The following is an 18584-nucleotide window of genomic DNA, read 5'->3' as shown; positions in this document are numbered from 1 at the left end:
GGAAGCGAAAAAATGATGAAAAGAACTTTAGTGACTTTAGGATTAAGTGCGGCATTAGTATCAGGATTAAATGCAAAAGATTTAATGATGGCTACAACAACAAGTACAGATAATACTGGACTATTAGACTACTTAGCTCCAAAATTTGAAAAAGAGACTGGTACTACTTTAAAGTGGGTTGCAACTGGAACTGGTAAAGCTTTAAAAATGGGTGGAAATTGTGATGTTGATATCTTATTTGTTCATGCACCTGGTGCAGAGAAAAAGTTTGTTGGAACTGGATATGGTGAAAAAAGAACTCAAGTTATGTACAATGATTTCGTAATTATTGGACCAAAAGCAGATCCTGCAATGGTTTCTGGAATGACTTCAGCTGCTGCACTTAAAAAAATCAATGATAAAGAAGCTAAATTCTTTTCAAGAGGTGATAACTCTGGAACAAATAAAAAAGAGATTAAACTTTGGAAAGAAGCTATGACTAATGCTCCTGAAAAAGCATCTTGGTATGTTCAAACTGGTCAAGGAATGTTAAGAACTATTAACATGGCTGCTGAAAAAGGTGGATATACAATGACAGATAGAGGAACTTGGATTAAATATCAAGACCAAAAAGGTGAAGCTAATACGATGAAAGTTGTAGTTGAAGGTGATAAAACATTATTTAACCAATACTCTGTTGTATCAATTAACAAAGATAAATGTCCAAATGTTAAACCAGAATTAGCAGCACAATTTACAAGCTGGATTATTAAACCTGAAACTCAACAAATAATTGCTGATTTCAGATTATTAGGTAAATCTCTATTTATTCCAAACGCTGGTAAATAGTTAAAATTTAAAGGCTAGGTTAATAATAGGATGAATCTTTTTACTGACGGTTTTAATGAAGCAATAGAGCTACTTGTATCTGGTAATGAGAGTGTTTACTCTGCAATAATTACGACAGTTACGGTATCATCTTGGTCTTTATTAATCAGTCTACTTATTGGATTACCTCTTGGTTTTGCTTTGGGATACTATAACTTCCCAGGCAAACCAGTAATTAGAACAATAGTAGATACACTTCTTGCTTTACCAACAGTAGTTATTGGTTTGGTAGCTTATACAATGTTATCAAGGGTAGGGCCTTTAGGTGATTATGATTTACTTTTCACACAAAAAGCAATAATTATTGGTCAGATAGTTCTAGGACTTCCTATTATTATAGCTTTAACAGCAACCCAAGTTGAAGCAGTTGATAAAAGATTATATATATCTTTAAAAGGTTTGGGTGCTACATCATTACAAATTTTAAAAGCAACACTAATTGAAGCTAGATTTGGAATTATGACAGCAGCAGTTACTGCTTATGGAAGAATTGTAACTGAAATTGGTATTTCAATGATGGTTGGTGGAAATATCAAGTATCATACAAGAACAGTAACAACAGCTATTGCTTTAGAGACAGGAAAAGGTGAATTTGTAACTGGAATTGCTTTAGGTTTAGTTCTTTTTGCAGTTGCCCTTATGGTAAATATTGCATTATCAATGCTTAAGAGGAAATGGACACAATGAGTTTATATACACTAAGTAATGTAGAACAACATTATGATGGAAGAAAAGTTTTAAGTATTGATTCTTTAACTTTAGATGAGAATCAAATTATTGGTTTTTTTGGTCCTAATGGTAGTGGAAAATCTACACTTTTTTCACTTTTATCTTTTATTGATAAACCAACAATAGGAAATGTATCTTTTAATGGTTTATGTAATACAAAACTTGATTTTGAAACAAGACAGAGTGTTGTTATGGTTCCTCAAAATCCATATCTTTTAAAAAGAACTGTTTTTGAAAATATTGCGTATGGTTTAAAACTTAGAAAAAGAAGTGAAAATATAAATGAAAAAGTGTTAGAAGCTTTGACTTTAGTAGGTCTTGACAATTCATTTGCCCAAAGAAAATGGAGTCAATTATCAGGTGGAGAAGCACAAAGGGTTGCTCTTGCTGCTAGGCTTATACTAAAACCAAAGGTTTTAATATTAGACGAACCAACAACAGGAGTTGATACAAACTCTGCTCAGTTGATAAAAGAAGCTATTTTAACAGCAAAGCAAAAATACAATACTACTATTTTAATCTCAAGTCATGACCACAACTGGTTAAATCATATTTGTGATAGAAAAATTGCTTTATTCAATGGTAGTTTAGTTGAAAGTGGAGGAGTAAATCTTCTATTTTCACCTTGGCAGAAAAATGAAGAGGGCAATTTAGTAAAACAGTTTATAGATGGACAAAGATTAGAGATTCAAAATAGTCAAAATAAAAAAAGAAATTCAGTTGTAATGATAAATTGTGACTCAATTGATATTTGTAGAGTTGATTGTGATAAAAAAGATGAAAATACTTTAATAGCAGAAGTTAGTTCAATCCAACAAATTCATGGTTTTGAAGATTTACTAATAGAGTTTAGTATAGGTGGTATTAGTTTTAATTGTAAGATTTCAAGAAAATTAATGCAAGAACAAACTTTCCTTCCAGGTGATAAAATCAATGTAAATATTGATACTACTAAGGTTTGTTGGATTTAATAAAGAAGTAAAGTTAAACCTTTACTTTTTTTATATTTACTAATGTGCAAAAATTGCATATTACTAAATATAAATATTTTACAAGGATAAAAATGAGAAAGATTTTATTATCTTCAACATTAATTGCATCTATGGCTGCAACAACAGTTTTAGCAAAGCAGACTATTACTGTATTTCATGCAGGTTCACTAAAGGTGCCATTTTCACAAATTGAGAAAGCTTTTGAAGCTAAATATCCTCAATATGATGTTGTAAGAGAAGGCTCTGGTTCTAGAGCAGCAGCAAAAAAAATCTATGCTGAAAAAAGAAGTGCAGATGTAATGGCAAGTGCTGACTATAAGGTTATTGATAATTTACTAATTCCAAATCATGCAAAATTTAATGCTAGATTTGCAACAAATGAAATGGCAATTGCATATACAAAAAATGCAAAGTTTGCAGATGAAATAAATAGTAAAAATTGGCCTGAGATTTTTTTAAGAGATGGTGTTAGAGTAGCACACTCAGACCCAAATCAGGATCCTTGTGGATATAGATCAATTTTAGTTACAAAATTAGCAGAAGATTATTATAAAGTTCCAAACTTTTATAATAAGCTATTTGGATATGGACAATCTTATACTAAAGATGAAGAGAATAAAGATAAGATTGTTGTAAGACCTAAAGAATCTCAGCTTTTAAAACTAATTGAAGAGAATAAGTATGATTATTTATATATCTATAAATCAGTTGCACAACAACATAATCTAAACTATATTACTTTACCTAAAGAAGTATCTTTAAAAGATAATGAAAATGCAAAATTTTATAAAACAGCTTCATTTGATATAGATGGTAAAAAAGAAGGTACTTTCATCACTAAAAAAGGTGATGCTATGGTATATGGAATAACAGTTGTTGAAAATGACAAGTCACCTGTAAATAAAGAGGGTGCAATAAAATTTGTAAACTTTGTTTTATCAAAAGAAGGTCAAGAAATAATGTTTAGAAATGGACAAGGAGTTATCTCTCCTGCAAAAATCACTGGTGATTCTTCTATCTTAAAGTAAAAAAGTAAGAGAGATTTTCTCTTACTTTTTAAGGCTAAAATGAAAAAAATTATAATCTTTTTAATAATCTTACTTTTATGTGTATTTATTTTTTCTTTGTTTTTAGGGAAATATCCTATTAGTATTGAAGAGTTTTACAACTATTTACTTTTTAAACTTTTTGATGTAGAAGTTTCAAATGAAGAAAAAATGCTAATGATAGATAATATAATCACAAATATTAGACTTCCAAGAATAATAGCAGCAGTTTTAATTGGTGCAGCATATGCAGTATCTGGTGCTTGCTTTCAAGCAATGTTTATAAATCCTTTGGTTTCACCAGGAATTTTAGGAGTTTTATCAGGGGCTGCTTTTGGAGCTGCTTTTGCTATTGCTTTTTTTGATAGTTGGTATTTAACTCAACTTTTCTCTTTTACTTTTGGAGTTTTTGCTGTAATCTTTGCAGTTTTAATTACTTATATTTATAAAGATAGAACAAACTCTACATTGCTTTTGATTTTAGGTGGAATTATTAGTGGTTCTTTTTTCTCTACTTTATTATCAATTGTTAAATATACAGCTGACCCATATGATAAGTTGCCTTCAATTGTTTATTGGTTAATGGGAAGTTTATCTTTTGTAGAACTAGATGAGATTATACTTTTTTTAATTCCCATGTCTTTAGGAATTATAGGTTTATTATTTATGTCTAAGTATTTAAATGTATTAAGTTTTGGAGACCAAGAAGCTCAAAGTTTAGGTGTAAATACGAAGCTAATTAGAATAGTAGTAATTTTACTTGCAACAATGATAAGTGCGTTAAGTGTTTCAATAGGAGGAATGATTGGATGGATAGGTTTGATTATTCCTCATTTTGCAAGATTGATTGTTGGACCTAATAATACAATTTTACTTCCTGTTACAGCTTTAATGGGAGCAATCTTTTTACTTGTTGTTGATAATAGTTCAAGGTTACTTTTTGATGTAGAAATACCAATTGGTATTTTAACTTCATTGATTGGTATACCAATCTTTATTTTAGCCCTAAAAAATTCAAAAAAGGCTCTTTAATGATAGAAGCTAAAAACATATCTTTTTTTTATGGAAAAGAGAAAATCTTAGATGATATTTCTCTTAAGATTAATAAAGGAGATATTATCTCTTTATTAGGACCTAATGGAACAGGGAAAAGTACTTTAATAAAAATACTTTTAGGACTTCTAAAAGCTAAAAATGGTGAAGTTTTACTTGAAAATAAAAATATATCTACATATAAAAAAAAGAGTTTAGCAAAAAAGATTGCTTATGTCCCTCAAAGTAGTTCAATCCCTTTTGCTTATGATGTATTAGATATTGTATTGATGGGAAGGATTGCATATCAAGGATTTTTTTCAAGGTATTCAAAACAGGATGAAGAAATAGCAATTAATAGTTTGAAGAAACTAGGAATCTTATATCTAAAAGATAAGTTATTTAGTAAGTTAAGTGGAGGTGAACAACAACTTGTGCTAATAGCAAGAGCATTAACTCAAGAGGCTTCATTTTTTATTATGGATGAACCGGTTACAGGTCTTGATTATGGAAATCAAATTAGACTTTTAGAGACTATAAAGTCTTTAGCTTCACAAGGTTTCACTTTTTTAAAAACTACACACTATCCTGACCATGCTTTTTTAGTTTCCAATGAAGTTATCTTAATGAAAAATGGAAAAATTATTGAGGCAGGAAATGTAGAAAAAGTGATAACACAAAAGAATTTAGAACATTTATATGGTATAGATGTAAATATAGATAAAACAAAATATGGTTTTAATATTTGCATACCAAATTTTAAACACAAGGAAGAGTATGTATAAAATATTAGCTTTAGTAGCTTTTTTATTTTTTGATTTATTAAGTGCAAATGATGAGCTTACTTTATGTAAGAATTATGAAGGAAAAAGTGAAAATGTAATAGGGCAAACAAGACCTATGAACCTTATGATAAAAACTCTTCAAGAGTATAGTTTCCCTGAGAAGATAAATAAAACAAATACGATGTTTTCTAAGATGCCAAGTATTGAAGTTCTTGCAAAAAATAGAGTTGACTTAGTTGTATTATGGAACTCTAAAGGAGACTTTTTAAATATCTCTAATAAACTAAAACAAGTTGGTATTAAAACATGTGCACTTGATTTAAATACTTTAGAAAACTATATAGAGTCTTATAAAATTTTAGGAAAGATTTTAAATAAAGAACATAGAGGAAATGAGTTATCTGCTTTTATTGAAAAAAAGGTTTTATTTATAAATAGTATAAGCAAGGAAATACCTTTAGAAAAAAAAGTGACAGTATATCATGCCAAGGGTGAAGATGGTTTACTTACAAATTGTAGAAACTCTCCACATAGCGAGTTAATCGAGTTTGTAGGAGCAATAAATCCAATAGAGTGTAACTCTTTAAAACAACAAAGAATAAAGCTGAACTTTGAAGAGTTAATGCTTAAAAATCCTGATGTAATAATCACTGATAATAAAGGTTTTTATAATAAAGTTTATAAAAGTAAAAAGTATAGTTTTTTAAAGGCAGTTAAAAATAAAAAAGTCTTTATGATTCCAAAAAAGCCAATAAACTGGATGGATAATCCACCTTCTTTTTTTAAGACAATAGGTTCATTATGGTTAGGAAATAAGCTTTATCCTGATTATTATAAATTAGATATGAAAAAAGAAAAAGAAGAGTTTTTTGAACTTTTCTTAAGTAGGAACAAGTAATGCAAAAACATAAAATCTATATTTGTATTGATGATACAGATGAGTTAGGTTACTATAAATCAACAGGTGAAATTTCAGAAGAAATAAAAGAGTTCATAGAAGAAAAGTTTAATATAGAGTGTTCTTTAGTTACTAGACATCAGCTTTTTATTCATGAAAGTATTCCTTATACATCACATAATAGTTCTATGTGTTTTACTACTTATTTAAGCCTTGAAGAGAAAGAAAAAGTGAAAGATTTTGTTATTGAATATATAAAAGAAGTAAGTGCTGTAAGTTCTGCTCCTGGTGTATGTTTTGCTTTCGAAAAAGATATAGTAGATGTAAATGAACTAATAAAATATGGATTAGATGCAAAAACAAAAGTATTAACAAAAGATGAGGCTTATTCTCAAGCAAAAAGACAGAATATTGATTTAAGTGAACATAAAAATAATGGAGATGGAATAATTGGTGCTTTAGCTGGTGTTGCACTTCGTTTATACGGAAGTGATGGAAGAGTGAAAGGGAAGTTAAAACCTAAAAAAGTTAAAAGTCTTGTATCTGAACTATTAGAGTATGAAGAAATAGATGAGGTTAGATTTGAAGATGGTAATTTAGCTTCTTTGGATTTGGAAGTTGAAACTAAAACAGACTTAAAAATGGTTTATCTAAAAAATAAATATGTGCTTCTTATAGAAAATAAAAATGACATTATACAAGTGATCTCAAAAGAGAATTTAAAAAGGTATTAATATGTTTGAAGTAAAAGATGGTTTAAAGTATTTTATACATGGAAAAGAGTCTTATAAAAAAGCTGTAGAACAAGCTAGTTCTTGCAAGGAATTTATTTTGGATAAAGATGAAGACGAGTTAGTAACATCAGTGCAAAAGAACTCATGCTATAACTGTCTTTTTAGAAGATGGACAAGTCAAAGTTTTACTTGTATGAAATAAGAGAGTTTAAAAACTCTCCCATTCATCATTGTCCGGTGTTGCTTCTATTTTTTTTATTTCATTACTAGTTTTAGGATGAACCTCTTTTTTATATGTTGGCTCAACTTTTTTAATTTGAGGTTCACTTGTTTTAGTTCTTTGTTTTTCTAACTCTTGTTTACCTATAAAATCACTACTACTTGCATCTTCTACAATAGTTTTAGAAATCTCATCTGTTCTTTCTGCCACATCTTTAGTTTGTGTAGCAATATTTGCATTTTCTTGTGTCTGTTTATCTAAAGAGTTAATAGCATCATTAATCTGAACTATTCCAGTTTGTTGTTCTTTACTTGCAGTTTCCACATCTTTGATAAGTTCAATAGTTTTGCTAATACTATTGTTTAAGCCATTGTAACCTTTAATCATTTCATCAGCAATATGTTTTCCATCATTAGCTTTTGTTGTAGCATTTTCAACAAGGTCCTTAATCTCTTTAGCAGCTTCAGCACTTCTTGAAGCAAGGTTTCTTACTTCTTGTGCAACAACAGCAAATCCTTTCCCAGCTTCACCAGCAGTAGCAGCTTCAACAGCAGCATTTAATGAAAGAATATTTGTTTGGAAAGCAATTTGATCAATAATTGTGATTGCTTCTGCAATTGATGTAACTTCTTCATTTATATCATCCATCGCTTTTGTAGTATCATTTGCAAGTTTTTCTCCCATTTCACTGGCATTTACAACTTCTTTTGCATGATTAGCCATTTGGATAATATTTTGAGTAGTTGATGAAACATTACTTGTAACTTCTTCAAGAGCGGCTGCTGTTTGTTCAAGTGCTGCTGCTGCTTCTGTTGAGTTTTTATTTAATAAGTCAACATTAGTAAGTAAAGTATCACTACTGTTATCTAAAATAATTCCATTTTTCATATTTTCACTAAGCATATTATTGATAATGTCAATAAGTTCATTTATTTTATAGGCAAATTCGCCTTTGTCATCAATTTTTGAAGTGAAGTTTTTATTTGAACACTCTTCTAGTATAGCTGTAACTTTTGTTAAATCTGTAGCAACTTTTTCTCTTAATGTAACTAACATATTATTAAAGATATTTTTTAACTCATTTAATGAAGGGTTAGTAGTTGATTTATGAATACTATTGCTTAGATTACCTGCTTCAACTTCATTTACTATTTGTTTTACTTCTTCTATTAAGATTTCATCTTGTTTTATTGATTGTTCGATACTTGAGATGTTTCCATTTATCATTGAAGCAATTTTCCCAAATTCATCATTTGATTTTAAGTCTATTTCTTCTACATGTTTAGTTTTTCTATTTAAGAAGTTGAAGAAACTCTCTAAACCAGTTGATACTTTATCTAAAGATGATATCACTCCTTTTGGAATAATAAATGCTAAAGCTAAAGCTAATAAGATAACAATAGATGAAATTATAGTTGTGATTAATACTGAAGTATCATTTGAACTTTGTACTTCAGGACCAATAGTATCTTGTGCTTTTTTCAGGTCAAGTTTTACTTCTTCTGTCAAGTTAGCAACTTGTGGACCAATTACATCCATCTTATTTTTAATGATGTCATTTCTAGTTTTAATAATCTTTGATACATCTTTAAATGCTGTTTTATAAATAGCTAGATCTTTTATAATTGTATTTAAAAAATCAACTCTAATAGGGTTTTGTAACTCTTCTTTTAATATAGTTAATTTCTTATCTAAATTTGAAAACTCTAAATTAACTCTGTTTTCATCATCTTGACTATTTGTTTCTAAATATTTAACAGCATAAAGTCTTGCTAATAGTAGGTTTCTTAAGGCTAATCCAGCTTCATGTGAAGCCACTACATCTTTATCATCGTAAGCTGAGTTCATAAGTTTTGTAAATATAACTTCTAACTCTTTTCCAATTACATTCATTTTTTTCTTAACAATATCATTTCTTTGATTCATAAGAGTTTGAATCTCTTTAAAACTATTGTTATACTCATTTAATTTTGAATCAACTTCTAATACAATTCTTGCTCTACTTGGTTTATTTATCTCTTTTTTGGCAGTAGATATAAAACCAGATACTTTATTGAAATAGTCGTTAAATTCATTTATGTCTTTTTGAGAACCACTTATAAAGTAGTCTTTTGCATTCATTCTTACCATAAGCATATTTGCTTGAACTCTTGACATTAAAATACCATCTCTTGCCATTTCTCTATATTCTTTGAATCCGCTTGAGGCTGTTTTTAATGAGAACCATCCTACACTTCCTAAAATTATGATCATTATAATTATAGTTGTAAATCCAAGGTAAAGTTTATTTTTAACACTCATAATATTTCCTTTTTTAATAAATGTTATAGCTAATGTTATATAGTATATATTAAATTAAATTAATTTAAAAAAAATTATCTGTATAAAAAGTAGACAAATGAATAATTTTTGTAAGTTTTTAGTATAGGGTGTTATTTAAATATACACTAAAATAATAATTAAAAATAAAAGAGGATATAACCTCTTTTATTTTTAGAAAGTGTATTTAGCTTTTAAGTAGATTTCTCTACCCATTTCAGGATAACCTAAATCATATTCATAATTTCTATCAAATAAATTATCAACACCTAAATTGAAACTCATATTTTTAGAGTAGATATATTTAGTATTTAAATTTACAAGTTTAATTGTATTTAATCTTGTATATTCACTAGAAATACCATTTTGTGCAATAATTCCATATTTATGTGTATAATTTGCTGATAATTGGAAACTATTTGTAAGTGCATAGTTTGCATAAATATAAACTTGATGTTTAGGTATTTCAGTAACTTTTTCTTCATCATCTTTATTACTATTTAAATATGTATAGTTAAACCCAGTGTCTAGTCTATTAAGTTTATAGTTTAATGTAAACTCTAAACCTTTGTATCTTTCTTCACCAGTATTTTGTTCTTGTCCCTTGCTTCCACTAACATTAGGAACTATTGTGATAGGATCAGTTATCTTAGTATAGAAAACAGCTGTATCAAAAGATAAATTCTCTTTTTTAATATTATGTCCTACTTCATAATGCATTACTGTTTCTGGATCTAAATAAGGATTTGTAAGAGCTTTTCCTCTTTTATCTGAAAATCTTTGTTTCATTGTAGGAAGATTTGTTTTTCTTGAGATAGTAAATCTAGTTGTACTATCTTTATTTATATCATAAAATAAACCTATTTGTGGATTAATAGCATTATTTGAGTCTTTATGTATTTGTGTATCTGATGTAATTGCTGTTTTTGGTTTAGCATAGTCATAACTTGCACTTGTTACAATCATTAGTTTATCATTTACATAATAACTATCTTCAGCATATATTGAGTAGATTTCATCTACATATTTATCATTATTAAACTCTTCACTTCCATTGTTTTTTACTTTTTTCTCTTCACCTTTATGTGAATCTTTTTTATAGTTTATACCTGCTTTTAAAATATGATCATCAAAAATAGAATGATTTGTATACTCTAAATTTGCACCAAGTGTATAATCTTCATAATCAAAATGTCCAGGATTTCCTGTAAATGTTGCATCTTTGAATGAAAGTACTTTGTTGTCATAGCTATCTTTATAGATTTTAAATTTTATATCACCTGAAGATAGTTTATTATTTGAGATAAAATAGATTGTATCTTTATTCCATTTAGGCCATTCCCAAAACTTTTCATTATTTAAACTACTATTGGTTACTATAGGTTGCTCTTTTTGAGAGTCTAAATAAGAGTATCCAAATACATATTCACTCTCATCTGTAGGAGTTAATCCAACTTTTAGATTGATAGATTTTTGTTTAGCTGAACTATTTTGTCTTTCACCTTTTGATTGGCTACTTGTTGAGATAAAATCATTTGATACATTATAGTGGTCTCTATCTTCGATAGTTCCACTTAATTGAATATAATACTTATCTTGTTTAGTTCCTAAGTCAATACTATTTATAGTACTTGATTTAGTATTGCTATTATCTAAATTTATTTGAGAAGAGATTGAACCTTCAAACTCTTTTTGTGGTTTTTTACTTACTAAGTTTATAACTCCTGCACTTGTATTAACCCCATAAGAAGATGAGCTAAAACCTTTTGCAACTTGTACGCTTGATAATTGTGTTGTTAAAATTCTAGAGTAATCAAACTGTCCATCAAATGGAACATAAATAGGAATACCATCCAAAAATACACCCGTTCTACTTGAGTGTGAACCTCTTATGCTAATTGCTTTTTCTCCTCTTCCTCCTCTTGAGATAAGAGTTAAACCTGTTTGCTCATCAAGAATAGAAGCTATATCTTTTTTAGATGTATCTTCAAGTTTTTCAAGTTCTATTTTATTAGTTTCTAAAACCTTGTTTTTTGTATCACTAACTAAAATCTCACCTAGTGTAAATGTATTTTCTGCCATTAAAATATTTGCACAAATACAAGAAATAGCAATAATGCTTTTTTTCATTCTCTCTCCTACTTAAATATCGTAAAATAAATTTTACTTTTTATAATATAAATATTATCTATTTCAATAAACTACCATATAAACTTAATATGCAAAATTTGCATATTTAAATATGTAGTAAAATAAAGTTGACCATTTTAATGATTTAATTATATATTTAAGCTTAAGATTATGACTTAATTTTATTATTAATAGTTTCTGATAGAATTGAATTATTAAAAATAAATATTTATTTAAAAAGGATAGATAAATGAAAGTTGAAATTTTTTATTGCACAGCTTGAAACTATTTGCCAAGAGCTTCTAGGGTAGAAGAAGAAATTATAGAGAGTTTTCCTCATGCAAATATTGAGTTAAAGAAAAGTTCAGGTGGTGATTTTAGAGTTTTACTAAACGAAAAAACTATTTATGATAAGTTGAATATTACACAGACTTTTCCAAAAATAGGAGAAATCACACAACTTATAAAACAAGAGCTTTAGTACTATTTAAAGCATTTAAACCATACATTAGAAAAAGCATTTATTGCTTTTTCTAATTCTTCTTCTTTTATGCTTCCAAACCCCATCATAAAACCTTCTAATGCACCACCACTTCTCATTTTTGAGTTGTAAATTTTTATACCATTTATTTTTGCAAGTTTTTCTGCTTTTTCATAATCAAACTCTTTTGTTGCTTGAATTAATATTGATAAACCAGCTCCTTGACTTATTATTTTCATACTATTTTTTAGTTTTTTTTCTAGTAACTCTTTCATTAGATTATGTTTCTTTTTATTTAAAGTTCGGATTTTTCTTAAGTGTTTATCCCAGTATCCTTGAGCTAAAAACTCTTCTAATGTTTTTTGCGTTATTAAACATACTCCTGAATCATAGTAAAAAAACTCTTTTTTATATATTTGAAGTAATGGTTCAGGTAAAACAATATAACTTACTCTTAGAGCAGGAGATAAAGCCTTTGAAAAAGTGCCAACATAAATCACTTTTTGATTATTATCTAATCCTTGTAAGCTTGGAATAGGTCTATTTATATAACTTAATTCACTATCATAATCATCTTCTATAATATATGAGTCATTATTTTTTGACCACTCTAAAAGTTTTAATCTATTTGTTATTGGTATAGCAACACCAGTTGGATATTGATGAGAAGGTGTTATATATAGAAGTTTTGCTTTACTGTTTTCTAGTTTATTTATATCTATTCCATTTGAATTAACATCAATTTTATCTATTTTGAAATTGTGATTTTCAAAAACTTTATTTGCTATGTAGTATCCAGGGTTTTCAATAGCTAATAATTTATGATTTTTTAGAATCATACAAAGTAAACTCATCGAAGAAATGAATCCATTTGAAACTATTATTTGTTCTGTGTTACAGTTTACAGCTCTTGATTCTTTAAGATATTTAGATATCTCTTCTCTTAATTTATATTCCCCTTGTTTATGTGGGTAATTACCTAAATCTAAAGACTCATTAATGTTTTTATTAAAAAGTCTTTTCCATAGTTTTAAAGGAAAATTTTCTTTTTGTAAACAAGCAGGATAAAAGTCGTATAAAATATGATTTTCTACTTCTTTTTCATCGTTTTTATATGAAATATTCTCACTAATATTAATATAGTGATTTTCTATTACCTTAAAACCACTTTTAGGAATACTTTCAATATAACCTTCAACTACAAGTTGAGAATAGGCATTTTCAACAGTATTTTTACTAAGATTATAAGCAGTAGATATTTTTCTTATTGAAGGCAATTTATCATTAACTTTATAGTTTTCAGTTATATCTTTTTTAATCTCTTCATATAGTTGAATATGCAATGGTTTTTTATTTTTTTGTTCGATTTTGTACATAACTGTCCCTAATAAAATTAAAAAAATTGGCACTTGTTATAAGGTTAGATTTTTGATATATTACCGAAAAAGAAAGAAAAAGAGAAGTATAATGAAAAAAGTTTTTGAAATAAATGATAAAGAATTAGTAAATGAAATCATTGATAATACGGAGTTTGGAACACTAGCTATTTGTAAAGATAATAAGCCATATTCAGTTCCTGTTAATTATGTAGCTATAAACAATGAGATTTATATTCATGGAAAAAAGAAAGGTAAAAAGATAGAGATTATGCAAGAAAATTCAAATGCAAGTTTTTCTATAGTGGAGTCTTATTCTATATTACCTTCATATTTTAGTACAGATGACAAAAGAGCAAACCCAGCAACGCATATGTATAAGTCTATTATAATTGATGGGCATATAGAGTTTATTGATGATTATAATGAAAAAGCAAATGCCTTAGAGTTTTTAATGCAGAAATATCAAAAAGAGGGAGGGTATATTCCTTTAAATGATGATATTTATAAGAAGATTATAAATGCTACATGTATTTACAAATTAGTTCCTAGTGAAGTAAGTGCTAAATTTCATTTAGGACAAGACCATAGTGAACAAAGATTTCAAAGGATAAGTGAACATCTAAAAAATAGGGGAACTAAAAAAGATTTATTAACGTTAAAATTAATAGAGAAGTTTAGAGGATAAATAGAAGAGTGTAATCTCTTCTATTGAATAAAGGCTGAATTATAAAACTGTAACATTTACAGCTTGGATTCCTTTATCTGTTTCTTCTGTTTCAAAAGAAACTTTTTGACCTTCTTCTAAAGAAACTCTACCATATCCAGTTCTGTTTACTTGTCTGTAGTGTACAAATGCGTCTTTGCTTCCATCTTCAGGTTGAATAAAACCAAAACCTTTTTCGTCATTGAACCATTTAATAGTTCCATTTTTTAAATTTGCCATTTTGCAAATACCTTATGTGTTAATATTCTTGAAAATATAAAGTGAGTGTTCTTTAGAGTAGTTCTACTGTAGTTTGTGTATCAATAAATCTTAGCCAAAGATGAAACTCTTAAATCATCTTTCAATTACAACATCATAACGAAAATTAACTTTAATTATGTCTTAAAGAATGAAAAAATTTTAAGAATTTTTAAATCTATTTTGACACTTTTTTAATACTTTGTTTATATATAATGAATTTATGAGTGAAGATACAATTTTTTTAATTATTTGTTTGGTGTTATACCCATGTTTATGTTTTAGTTATTTCATAGGATTTTTTCTATTTTAGAGTAACTTTAGAGAGATAAAAAAGGGCTAATAATTTATGCCCTTTTTTTTAAACTACTACTCTTTTAATAAGTCTCTATAGAATTCTCTATACTCAGTATTTTTTTCATCTCTTGCTTTCATAGCAGGTCTTGGATGTTCGTTTAATTGTCCTGTTAACATATAAGGAATTGAGTAACCCCAATCTAATTCTTTTTCTAATGGCACAATAAACTCTTCTATAAACTTAAGAATAGGCATTAATTTATATTTTGGATTTTTTAAGAAACCAATTAATAATTCCATTGGACAATTTCCTGCACCTCTACCTAATCCTGATACTGTTACATCTAAGAAACTAGCACCATAAGTCATAGCTTCAATAGTATTTGCATATGCTAATTGTAAATTATTATGTGCGTGAATACCTATTTTTTTACCACTTGCTTCTGCAATTTTTAAATATTTTTCTGTAAGTTTTACAATTTGTTCTGGATAGAATGAACCAAAACTATCTGCAATATAAATTACGTCAACAGGTGTTTTAGCTAATTCATTTAAAACTTCTGTTAATTCATCATCAAATGATTTAGATACTGCCATAACATTTACAGTTGTTTCATATCCTTTTGCATGAGCATCTTCAATTAACTCAATTGCAGCAGGTAGTTGGTGAATATATGTAGCAATTCTAATCATATCTACAACTGATTCTTCTTTTGGTCTTAACTCTTCTTTTAAAGACCTACCAATATCAGACATAACAGCAATTTTCATATCTGTATTGTTTTCACCAACAATTCTTCTAATATCTTCTTCTTTACAGAAGTTCCATGGTCCATACTCATCTTCACTCATAATAGTTGGAGATACATTTTTACCAATTTCCATATAATCAACACCAGCAGCTACACAAGCTTCATAGTGTGCTTTTACAAATTCATCTGAAAATTGGTAATTATTTACAAGACCACCATCTCTGATAGTACAATCAAAAACTTTAATATCTTCTCTTACTGAAAGTATAGAACCTTTTCTTTCTAACATAATACTCTTCCTAATTCTTCTTTTTTGAAATTGCTTGTATCTTATCTTAAAATGAGTCAAAGTATTATTAATAAAATAGTATTGTTTTGTATTTTATTAAAAAACTATGATTAATTGCATATTTTTAGTATAATAGTTTAATAAAAAGAGCAAAAATAAGAGTTTATAATGAAAGCTAAAACACTAGAAGATATCTTAATACTATATGTTGAAGATGATGAATTTATTAGAGAAGAGTTAGTTTATTTTTTAGAAAAAAAGTTCAATAATATAAAAATTGCTTCAAACGGTGAAGAAGGCTTGGAACTTTTTAATGAATATTCTCCTGATATTGTAATTACTGATATTAAAATGCCAAAAATGAGTGGACTTGAATTAAGTAAAAAAATTAGAGAAAAGTGTAAAGAAACTATAATAATAGTAAGCTCAGCTCATTCAGAAACAAATCTTTTAGATGAAGCAATAGAGTTTGGTATAGATACTTTTTTAATTAAACCTATTAGTTTACCTCAATTATATTGTACAGTTCAAATTGCAATTGAGAAAATTTTGCTAAAAAAGATTAATGCAAATACAAATGAACAATTAGATGAAACAAAAAGACTTTTAGTTGAAGCAGATAAAATGGCAAATTTAGGAAATCTAGTAGCCGGTGCAACACATGAAATAAGCTCTCCTTTAGGTGTGGGAATTACAAGTATTAGCCATTTAATGGATATTTCAAATAAACTTAAAAATGATTATGAAAATGATGTTATGACTCAAGAGCATTTTGAATCTTTTTTGAACTCTTGTATTGATTTATCAAAAATGACTTATCTAAATTTAGAAAAAGCAAGTGATTTAATTAAAAGTTTTAAAACAATTGCTGTTGATCAAGCATTAGATGATAAAAAAGAGTTTGATTTAGAAAAATATTTAAAAGAAGTTGTTTTTAGTTTAAATTATGTACTAAAAAAATTAAAAGTTCAAGTAACTATAAACTGTCTTGAGCAAATAAAACTAAACTCTTATGCGGGAGTTTTCTCTCAAATATTTACAAATCTAATAAATAATTCTGTAAAACACGGCTTTGATAATCTTGATAGTGGAAATATCACTATTACTTTAAAGAAAGAGAATGATGGTGTTACTATCATTTATAATGATAATGGTAAAGGTATTCCAAAAGATAAATTACCTATTATTTTTGATAAGTTTTATACAACAAAGAAAGGACAGGGTGGCACAGGTCTTGGTCTTAGTATTATAAAAGAGCTTGTTGAAAATAGGTTAAATGGTTCTATAAAATGTGAAAGTGTAGAAAATAGTGGTACAACTTTTACAATAAAAATTTAAATTAGCAATATTTGGATTGTTTGATTCCAAAGTTTTTGTTATACTTTCAAAAATCAATTAAAAAGGTAGAAAATGAGCTACATATCAAGCGCATCATTAAAAGAGGCAGATAAAGAGATATTTGATATCGTTGAGCAAGAGTTAGAAAGACAAACAACACATTTAGAAATGATTGCATCAGAGAACTTTACTTCTCCAGCAGTTATGGAAACAATGGGTTCTGTTTTTACAAACAAATATGCAGAAGGTTACCCTTATAAAAGATATTATGGTGGATGTGAATTTGCTGATGCTGCTGAGCAATTAGCAATTGACAGAGCTTGTGAAATCTTTGGATGTAACTATGCTAACGTTCAACCTCACTCAGGTTCTCAAGCAAATGGTGCAGTTTATGCTGCATTATTAAAAGCTGGTGATAAAATCTTAGGTATGGATTTATCTCATGGTGGTCACTTAACTCACGGTTCTAAACCATCATTCTCAGGTAAAAACTACCAAGCATTCTACTACGGTGTTGAATTAGATGGTAGAATTAACTATGATAAAGTAATGGAAATTGCTAAAATTACTCAACCAAAAATCATTGTATGTGGAGCTTCAGCTTACGCAAGAGAGATTGATTTTTCTAAATTCAGAGAAATTGCAGATGCAGTAGGAGCAATTTTATTTGCAGATATCGCACACATTGCAGGATTAGTTGCTGCAGGTGAGCACCAATCTCCATTCCCATATGCAGACGTAGTTACTACTACAACTCACAAGACTTTAAGAGGTCCAAGAGGTGGTATGATTATGACTAATGATGAAGAGATTGCAAAGAAAATTAATTCAGCAATTTTCCCAGGATTACAAGGTGGACCATTAGTACATGTAATGGCTGCAAAAGCAGTAGCATTTAAAGAGATTTTAGCTCCTGAGTGGAAAGACTATGCTAAGCAAGTAAAAGCAAATGCAGCAAAATTAGGTGAAGTATTAGTTTCAAGAGGATATGACATAGTATCAGGTGGAACAGATAACCACTTAGTATTAGTATCTTTCTTAAACAAAGATTTCTCAGGTAAAGATGCAGATGCAGCATTACAAAATGCAGGTATCACAGTAAATAAAAACACAGTACCAGGTGAAACAAGATCACCATTTGTAACATCAGGTGTTAGAATTGGATCACCAGCATTAACAGCAAGAGGAATGAAAGAGAAAGAGTTTGAATTCATTGCAAACAAAATTGCTGATGTATTAGATGATATTGAAAACACTGAATTACAAGCAAGTGTTAAAGCTGAACTTAAAGACTTAGCTTCTAACTTTGTTATTTACAATCAGTCTACTTACTAA

General features: G+C 28.1%; 18 protein-coding genes and 1 pseudogene. 13 read left to right on the top strand and 6 right to left on the bottom strand.

What is annotated here, in order from left to right; all coding sequences use genetic code 11:
• Positions 1–15 precede the first annotated feature (15 nt).
• The 9 genes from ACH5BF_RS13255 (at position 16) to ACH5BF_RS13215 (ending at position 7285) form a co-directional block, all read left to right on the top strand.
• Positions 16–828, top strand: a complete 813-nt coding sequence (locus tag ACH5BF_RS13255) for an ABC transporter substrate-binding protein (protein ID WP_423274767.1) — start codon at positions 16–18, stop codon at positions 826–828.
• 30 nt (positions 829–858) lie between these two features.
• Positions 859–1554 carry an ABC transporter permease gene (locus tag ACH5BF_RS13250; protein ID WP_423274731.1) on the top strand — a complete coding sequence of 232 codons (696 nt, stop codon included), beginning with the start codon at positions 859–861 and terminating at the stop codon, positions 1552–1554.
• A complete protein-coding gene (locus ACH5BF_RS13245; RefSeq protein WP_423274730.1) occupies positions 1551–2567 on the top strand; it encodes an energy-coupling factor ABC transporter ATP-binding protein in 1017 nt (338 codons plus the stop codon). The genes ACH5BF_RS13250 and ACH5BF_RS13245 overlap by 4 nt, the downstream gene beginning before the upstream one ends.
• Positions 2568–2659: 92 nt before the next feature.
• Entirely contained in the window at positions 2660–3616 is a 957-nt protein-coding gene (wtpA, locus tag ACH5BF_RS13240; protein ID WP_423274729.1) for a tungstate ABC transporter substrate-binding protein WtpA, read from the top strand.
• A gap of 39 nt (positions 3617–3655) precedes the next feature.
• Entirely contained in the window at positions 3656–4666 is a 1011-nt protein-coding gene (locus ACH5BF_RS13235) for a FecCD family ABC transporter permease (RefSeq protein WP_423274728.1), read from the top strand.
• Positions 4666–5451, top strand: a complete 786-nt coding sequence (locus ACH5BF_RS13230; protein ID WP_423274727.1) for an ABC transporter ATP-binding protein — start codon at positions 4666–4668, stop codon at positions 5449–5451. The genes ACH5BF_RS13235 and ACH5BF_RS13230 overlap by 1 nt, the downstream gene beginning before the upstream one ends.
• The gene (locus tag ACH5BF_RS13225; RefSeq protein ID WP_423274726.1) at positions 5444–6349 is read left to right on the top strand and encodes an ABC transporter substrate-binding protein; all 906 of its coding nucleotides are present in this window, start codon (positions 5444–5446) and stop codon (positions 6347–6349) included. The genes ACH5BF_RS13230 and ACH5BF_RS13225 overlap by 8 nt, the downstream gene beginning before the upstream one ends.
• A complete protein-coding gene (locus tag ACH5BF_RS13220) occupies positions 6349–7083 on the top strand; it encodes a hypothetical protein (RefSeq protein WP_423274725.1) in 735 nt (244 codons plus the stop codon). Before ACH5BF_RS13225 ends, ACH5BF_RS13220 begins: the two co-directional genes overlap by 1 nt.
• A gap of 1 nt (position 7084) precedes the next feature.
• Positions 7085–7285, top strand: a complete 201-nt coding sequence (locus ACH5BF_RS13215) for a molybdopterin biosynthesis protein MoeB (protein WP_423274724.1) — start codon at positions 7085–7087, stop codon at positions 7283–7285.
• Positions 7286–7291: 6 nt separating this feature from the next.
• On the opposite strand, the gene ACH5BF_RS13210 is transcribed toward ACH5BF_RS13215, so the two are convergent.
• The 3 genes and pseudogenes from ACH5BF_RS13210 to ACH5BF_RS13200 all read right to left on the bottom strand — a co-directional run bounded on the left by ACH5BF_RS13210 (position 7292) and on the right by ACH5BF_RS13200 (position 11752).
• A complete protein-coding gene (locus tag ACH5BF_RS13210) occupies positions 7292–7987 on the bottom strand; it encodes a methyl-accepting chemotaxis protein (protein ID WP_490372052.1) in 696 nt (231 codons plus the stop codon).
• A gap of 1236 nt (positions 7988–9223) precedes the next feature.
• Positions 9224–9604, bottom strand: a pseudogene (locus ACH5BF_RS13205) (MCP four helix bundle domain-containing protein); the annotation flags it as partial.
• A gap of 192 nt (positions 9605–9796) precedes the next feature.
• Positions 9797–11752: a TonB-dependent receptor plug domain-containing protein gene (locus tag ACH5BF_RS13200; protein WP_423274722.1), complete on the bottom strand. Its 1956-nt coding sequence runs from the start codon at positions 11750–11752 to the stop codon at positions 9797–9799.
• A gap of 289 nt (positions 11753–12041) precedes the next feature.
• Here ACH5BF_RS13200 and ACH5BF_RS13195 point away from each other — a divergent pair, with 289 nt between their 5' ends.
• Complete coding sequence (locus ACH5BF_RS13195) at positions 12042–12233, top strand: Rdx family protein (RefSeq protein ID WP_423274721.1); 192 nt, start codon at positions 12042–12044, stop codon at positions 12231–12233.
• Between the two features lie 2 nt (positions 12234–12235).
• Here ACH5BF_RS13195 and pdxR read toward each other — a convergent pair whose 3' ends face one another.
• Positions 12236–13609 (bottom strand): MocR-like pyridoxine biosynthesis transcription factor PdxR, encoded by a 1374-nt coding sequence (gene pdxR, locus ACH5BF_RS13190; protein ID WP_423274720.1) that lies wholly within the window; start codon positions 13607–13609, stop codon positions 12236–12238.
• Between the two features lie 91 nt (positions 13610–13700).
• Here pdxR and ACH5BF_RS13185 point away from each other — a divergent pair, with 91 nt between their 5' ends.
• Positions 13701–14297 (top strand): pyridoxamine 5'-phosphate oxidase family protein, encoded by a 597-nt coding sequence (locus ACH5BF_RS13185; protein ID WP_423274719.1) that lies wholly within the window; start codon positions 13701–13703, stop codon positions 14295–14297.
• A gap of 39 nt (positions 14298–14336) precedes the next feature.
• Here ACH5BF_RS13185 and ACH5BF_RS13180 read toward each other — a convergent pair whose 3' ends face one another.
• Entirely contained in the window at positions 14337–14555 is a 219-nt protein-coding gene (locus ACH5BF_RS13180; RefSeq protein ID WP_423274718.1) for a cold-shock protein, read from the bottom strand.
• A gap of 387 nt (positions 14556–14942) precedes the next feature.
• Positions 14943–15911: an aldolase catalytic domain-containing protein gene (locus ACH5BF_RS13175; RefSeq protein WP_423274717.1), complete on the bottom strand. Its 969-nt coding sequence runs from the start codon at positions 15909–15911 to the stop codon at positions 14943–14945.
• Positions 15912–16079: 168 nt separating this feature from the next.
• Between ACH5BF_RS13175 and ACH5BF_RS13170 the strand changes: the two genes are divergently transcribed.
• Positions 16080–17249, top strand: a complete 1170-nt coding sequence (locus ACH5BF_RS13170) for an ATP-binding protein (protein ID WP_423274716.1) — start codon at positions 16080–16082, stop codon at positions 17247–17249.
• Positions 17250–17321: 72 nt separating this feature from the next.
• Positions 17322–18584, top strand: coding sequence for a serine hydroxymethyltransferase (locus tag ACH5BF_RS13165; RefSeq protein WP_423273498.1), 1263 nt, complete (start codon positions 17322–17324; stop codon positions 18582–18584).

Source organism: Arcobacter pernae, assembly GCF_049472135.1.
Taxonomy (GTDB): Bacteria; Campylobacterota; Campylobacteria; order Campylobacterales; family Arcobacteraceae; genus Arcobacter_B.
The sequence above is the reverse complement of the archived record's forward strand: the minus strand, read 5'-3'. Positions and strand labels throughout refer to the sequence as shown.

What these genes read in the sequence shown, in the direction of transcription:
- ACH5BF_RS13255 (WP_423274767.1), top strand. Translation starts at nt 16, where the DNA reads ATGAAAAGAACTTTAGTGACTTTAGGATTAAGTGCGGCATTAGTATCA.
- ACH5BF_RS13250 (WP_423274731.1), top strand. Translation starts at nt 859, where the DNA reads ATGAATCTTTTTACTGACGGTTTTAATGAAGCAATAGAGCTACTTGTA.
- ACH5BF_RS13245 (WP_423274730.1), top strand. Translation starts at nt 1,551, where the DNA reads ATGAGTTTATATACACTAAGTAATGTAGAACAACATTATGATGGAAGA.
- wtpA (WP_423274729.1), top strand. Translation starts at nt 2,660, where the DNA reads ATGAGAAAGATTTTATTATCTTCAACATTAATTGCATCTATGGCTGCA.
- ACH5BF_RS13235 (WP_423274728.1), top strand. Translation starts at nt 3,656, where the DNA reads ATGAAAAAAATTATAATCTTTTTAATAATCTTACTTTTATGTGTATTT.
- ACH5BF_RS13230 (WP_423274727.1), top strand. Translation starts at nt 4,666, where the DNA reads ATGATAGAAGCTAAAAACATATCTTTTTTTTATGGAAAAGAGAAAATC.
- ACH5BF_RS13225 (WP_423274726.1), top strand. Translation starts at nt 5,444, where the DNA reads ATGTATAAAATATTAGCTTTAGTAGCTTTTTTATTTTTTGATTTATTA.
- ACH5BF_RS13220 (WP_423274725.1), top strand. Translation starts at nt 6,349, where the DNA reads ATGCAAAAACATAAAATCTATATTTGTATTGATGATACAGATGAGTTA.
- ACH5BF_RS13215 (WP_423274724.1), top strand. Translation starts at nt 7,085, where the DNA reads ATGTTTGAAGTAAAAGATGGTTTAAAGTATTTTATACATGGAAAAGAG.
- ACH5BF_RS13210 (WP_490372052.1), bottom strand. Translation starts at nt 7,987, where the DNA reads ATGGGAGAAAAACTTGCAAATGATACTACAAAAGCGATGGATGATATA.
- ACH5BF_RS13200 (WP_423274722.1), bottom strand. Translation starts at nt 11,752, where the DNA reads ATGAAAAAAAGCATTATTGCTATTTCTTGTATTTGTGCAAATATTTTA.
- pdxR (WP_423274720.1), bottom strand. Translation starts at nt 13,609, where the DNA reads ATGTACAAAATCGAACAAAAAAATAAAAAACCATTGCATATTCAACTA.
- ACH5BF_RS13185 (WP_423274719.1), top strand. Translation starts at nt 13,701, where the DNA reads ATGAAAAAAGTTTTTGAAATAAATGATAAAGAATTAGTAAATGAAATC.
- ACH5BF_RS13180 (WP_423274718.1), bottom strand. Translation starts at nt 14,555, where the DNA reads ATGGCAAATTTAAAAAATGGAACTATTAAATGGTTCAATGACGAAAAA.
- ACH5BF_RS13175 (WP_423274717.1), bottom strand. Translation starts at nt 15,911, where the DNA reads ATGTTAGAAAGAAAAGGTTCTATACTTTCAGTAAGAGAAGATATTAAA.
- ACH5BF_RS13170 (WP_423274716.1), top strand. Translation starts at nt 16,080, where the DNA reads ATGAAAGCTAAAACACTAGAAGATATCTTAATACTATATGTTGAAGAT.
- ACH5BF_RS13165 (WP_423273498.1), top strand. Translation starts at nt 17,322, where the DNA reads ATGAGCTACATATCAAGCGCATCATTAAAAGAGGCAGATAAAGAGATA.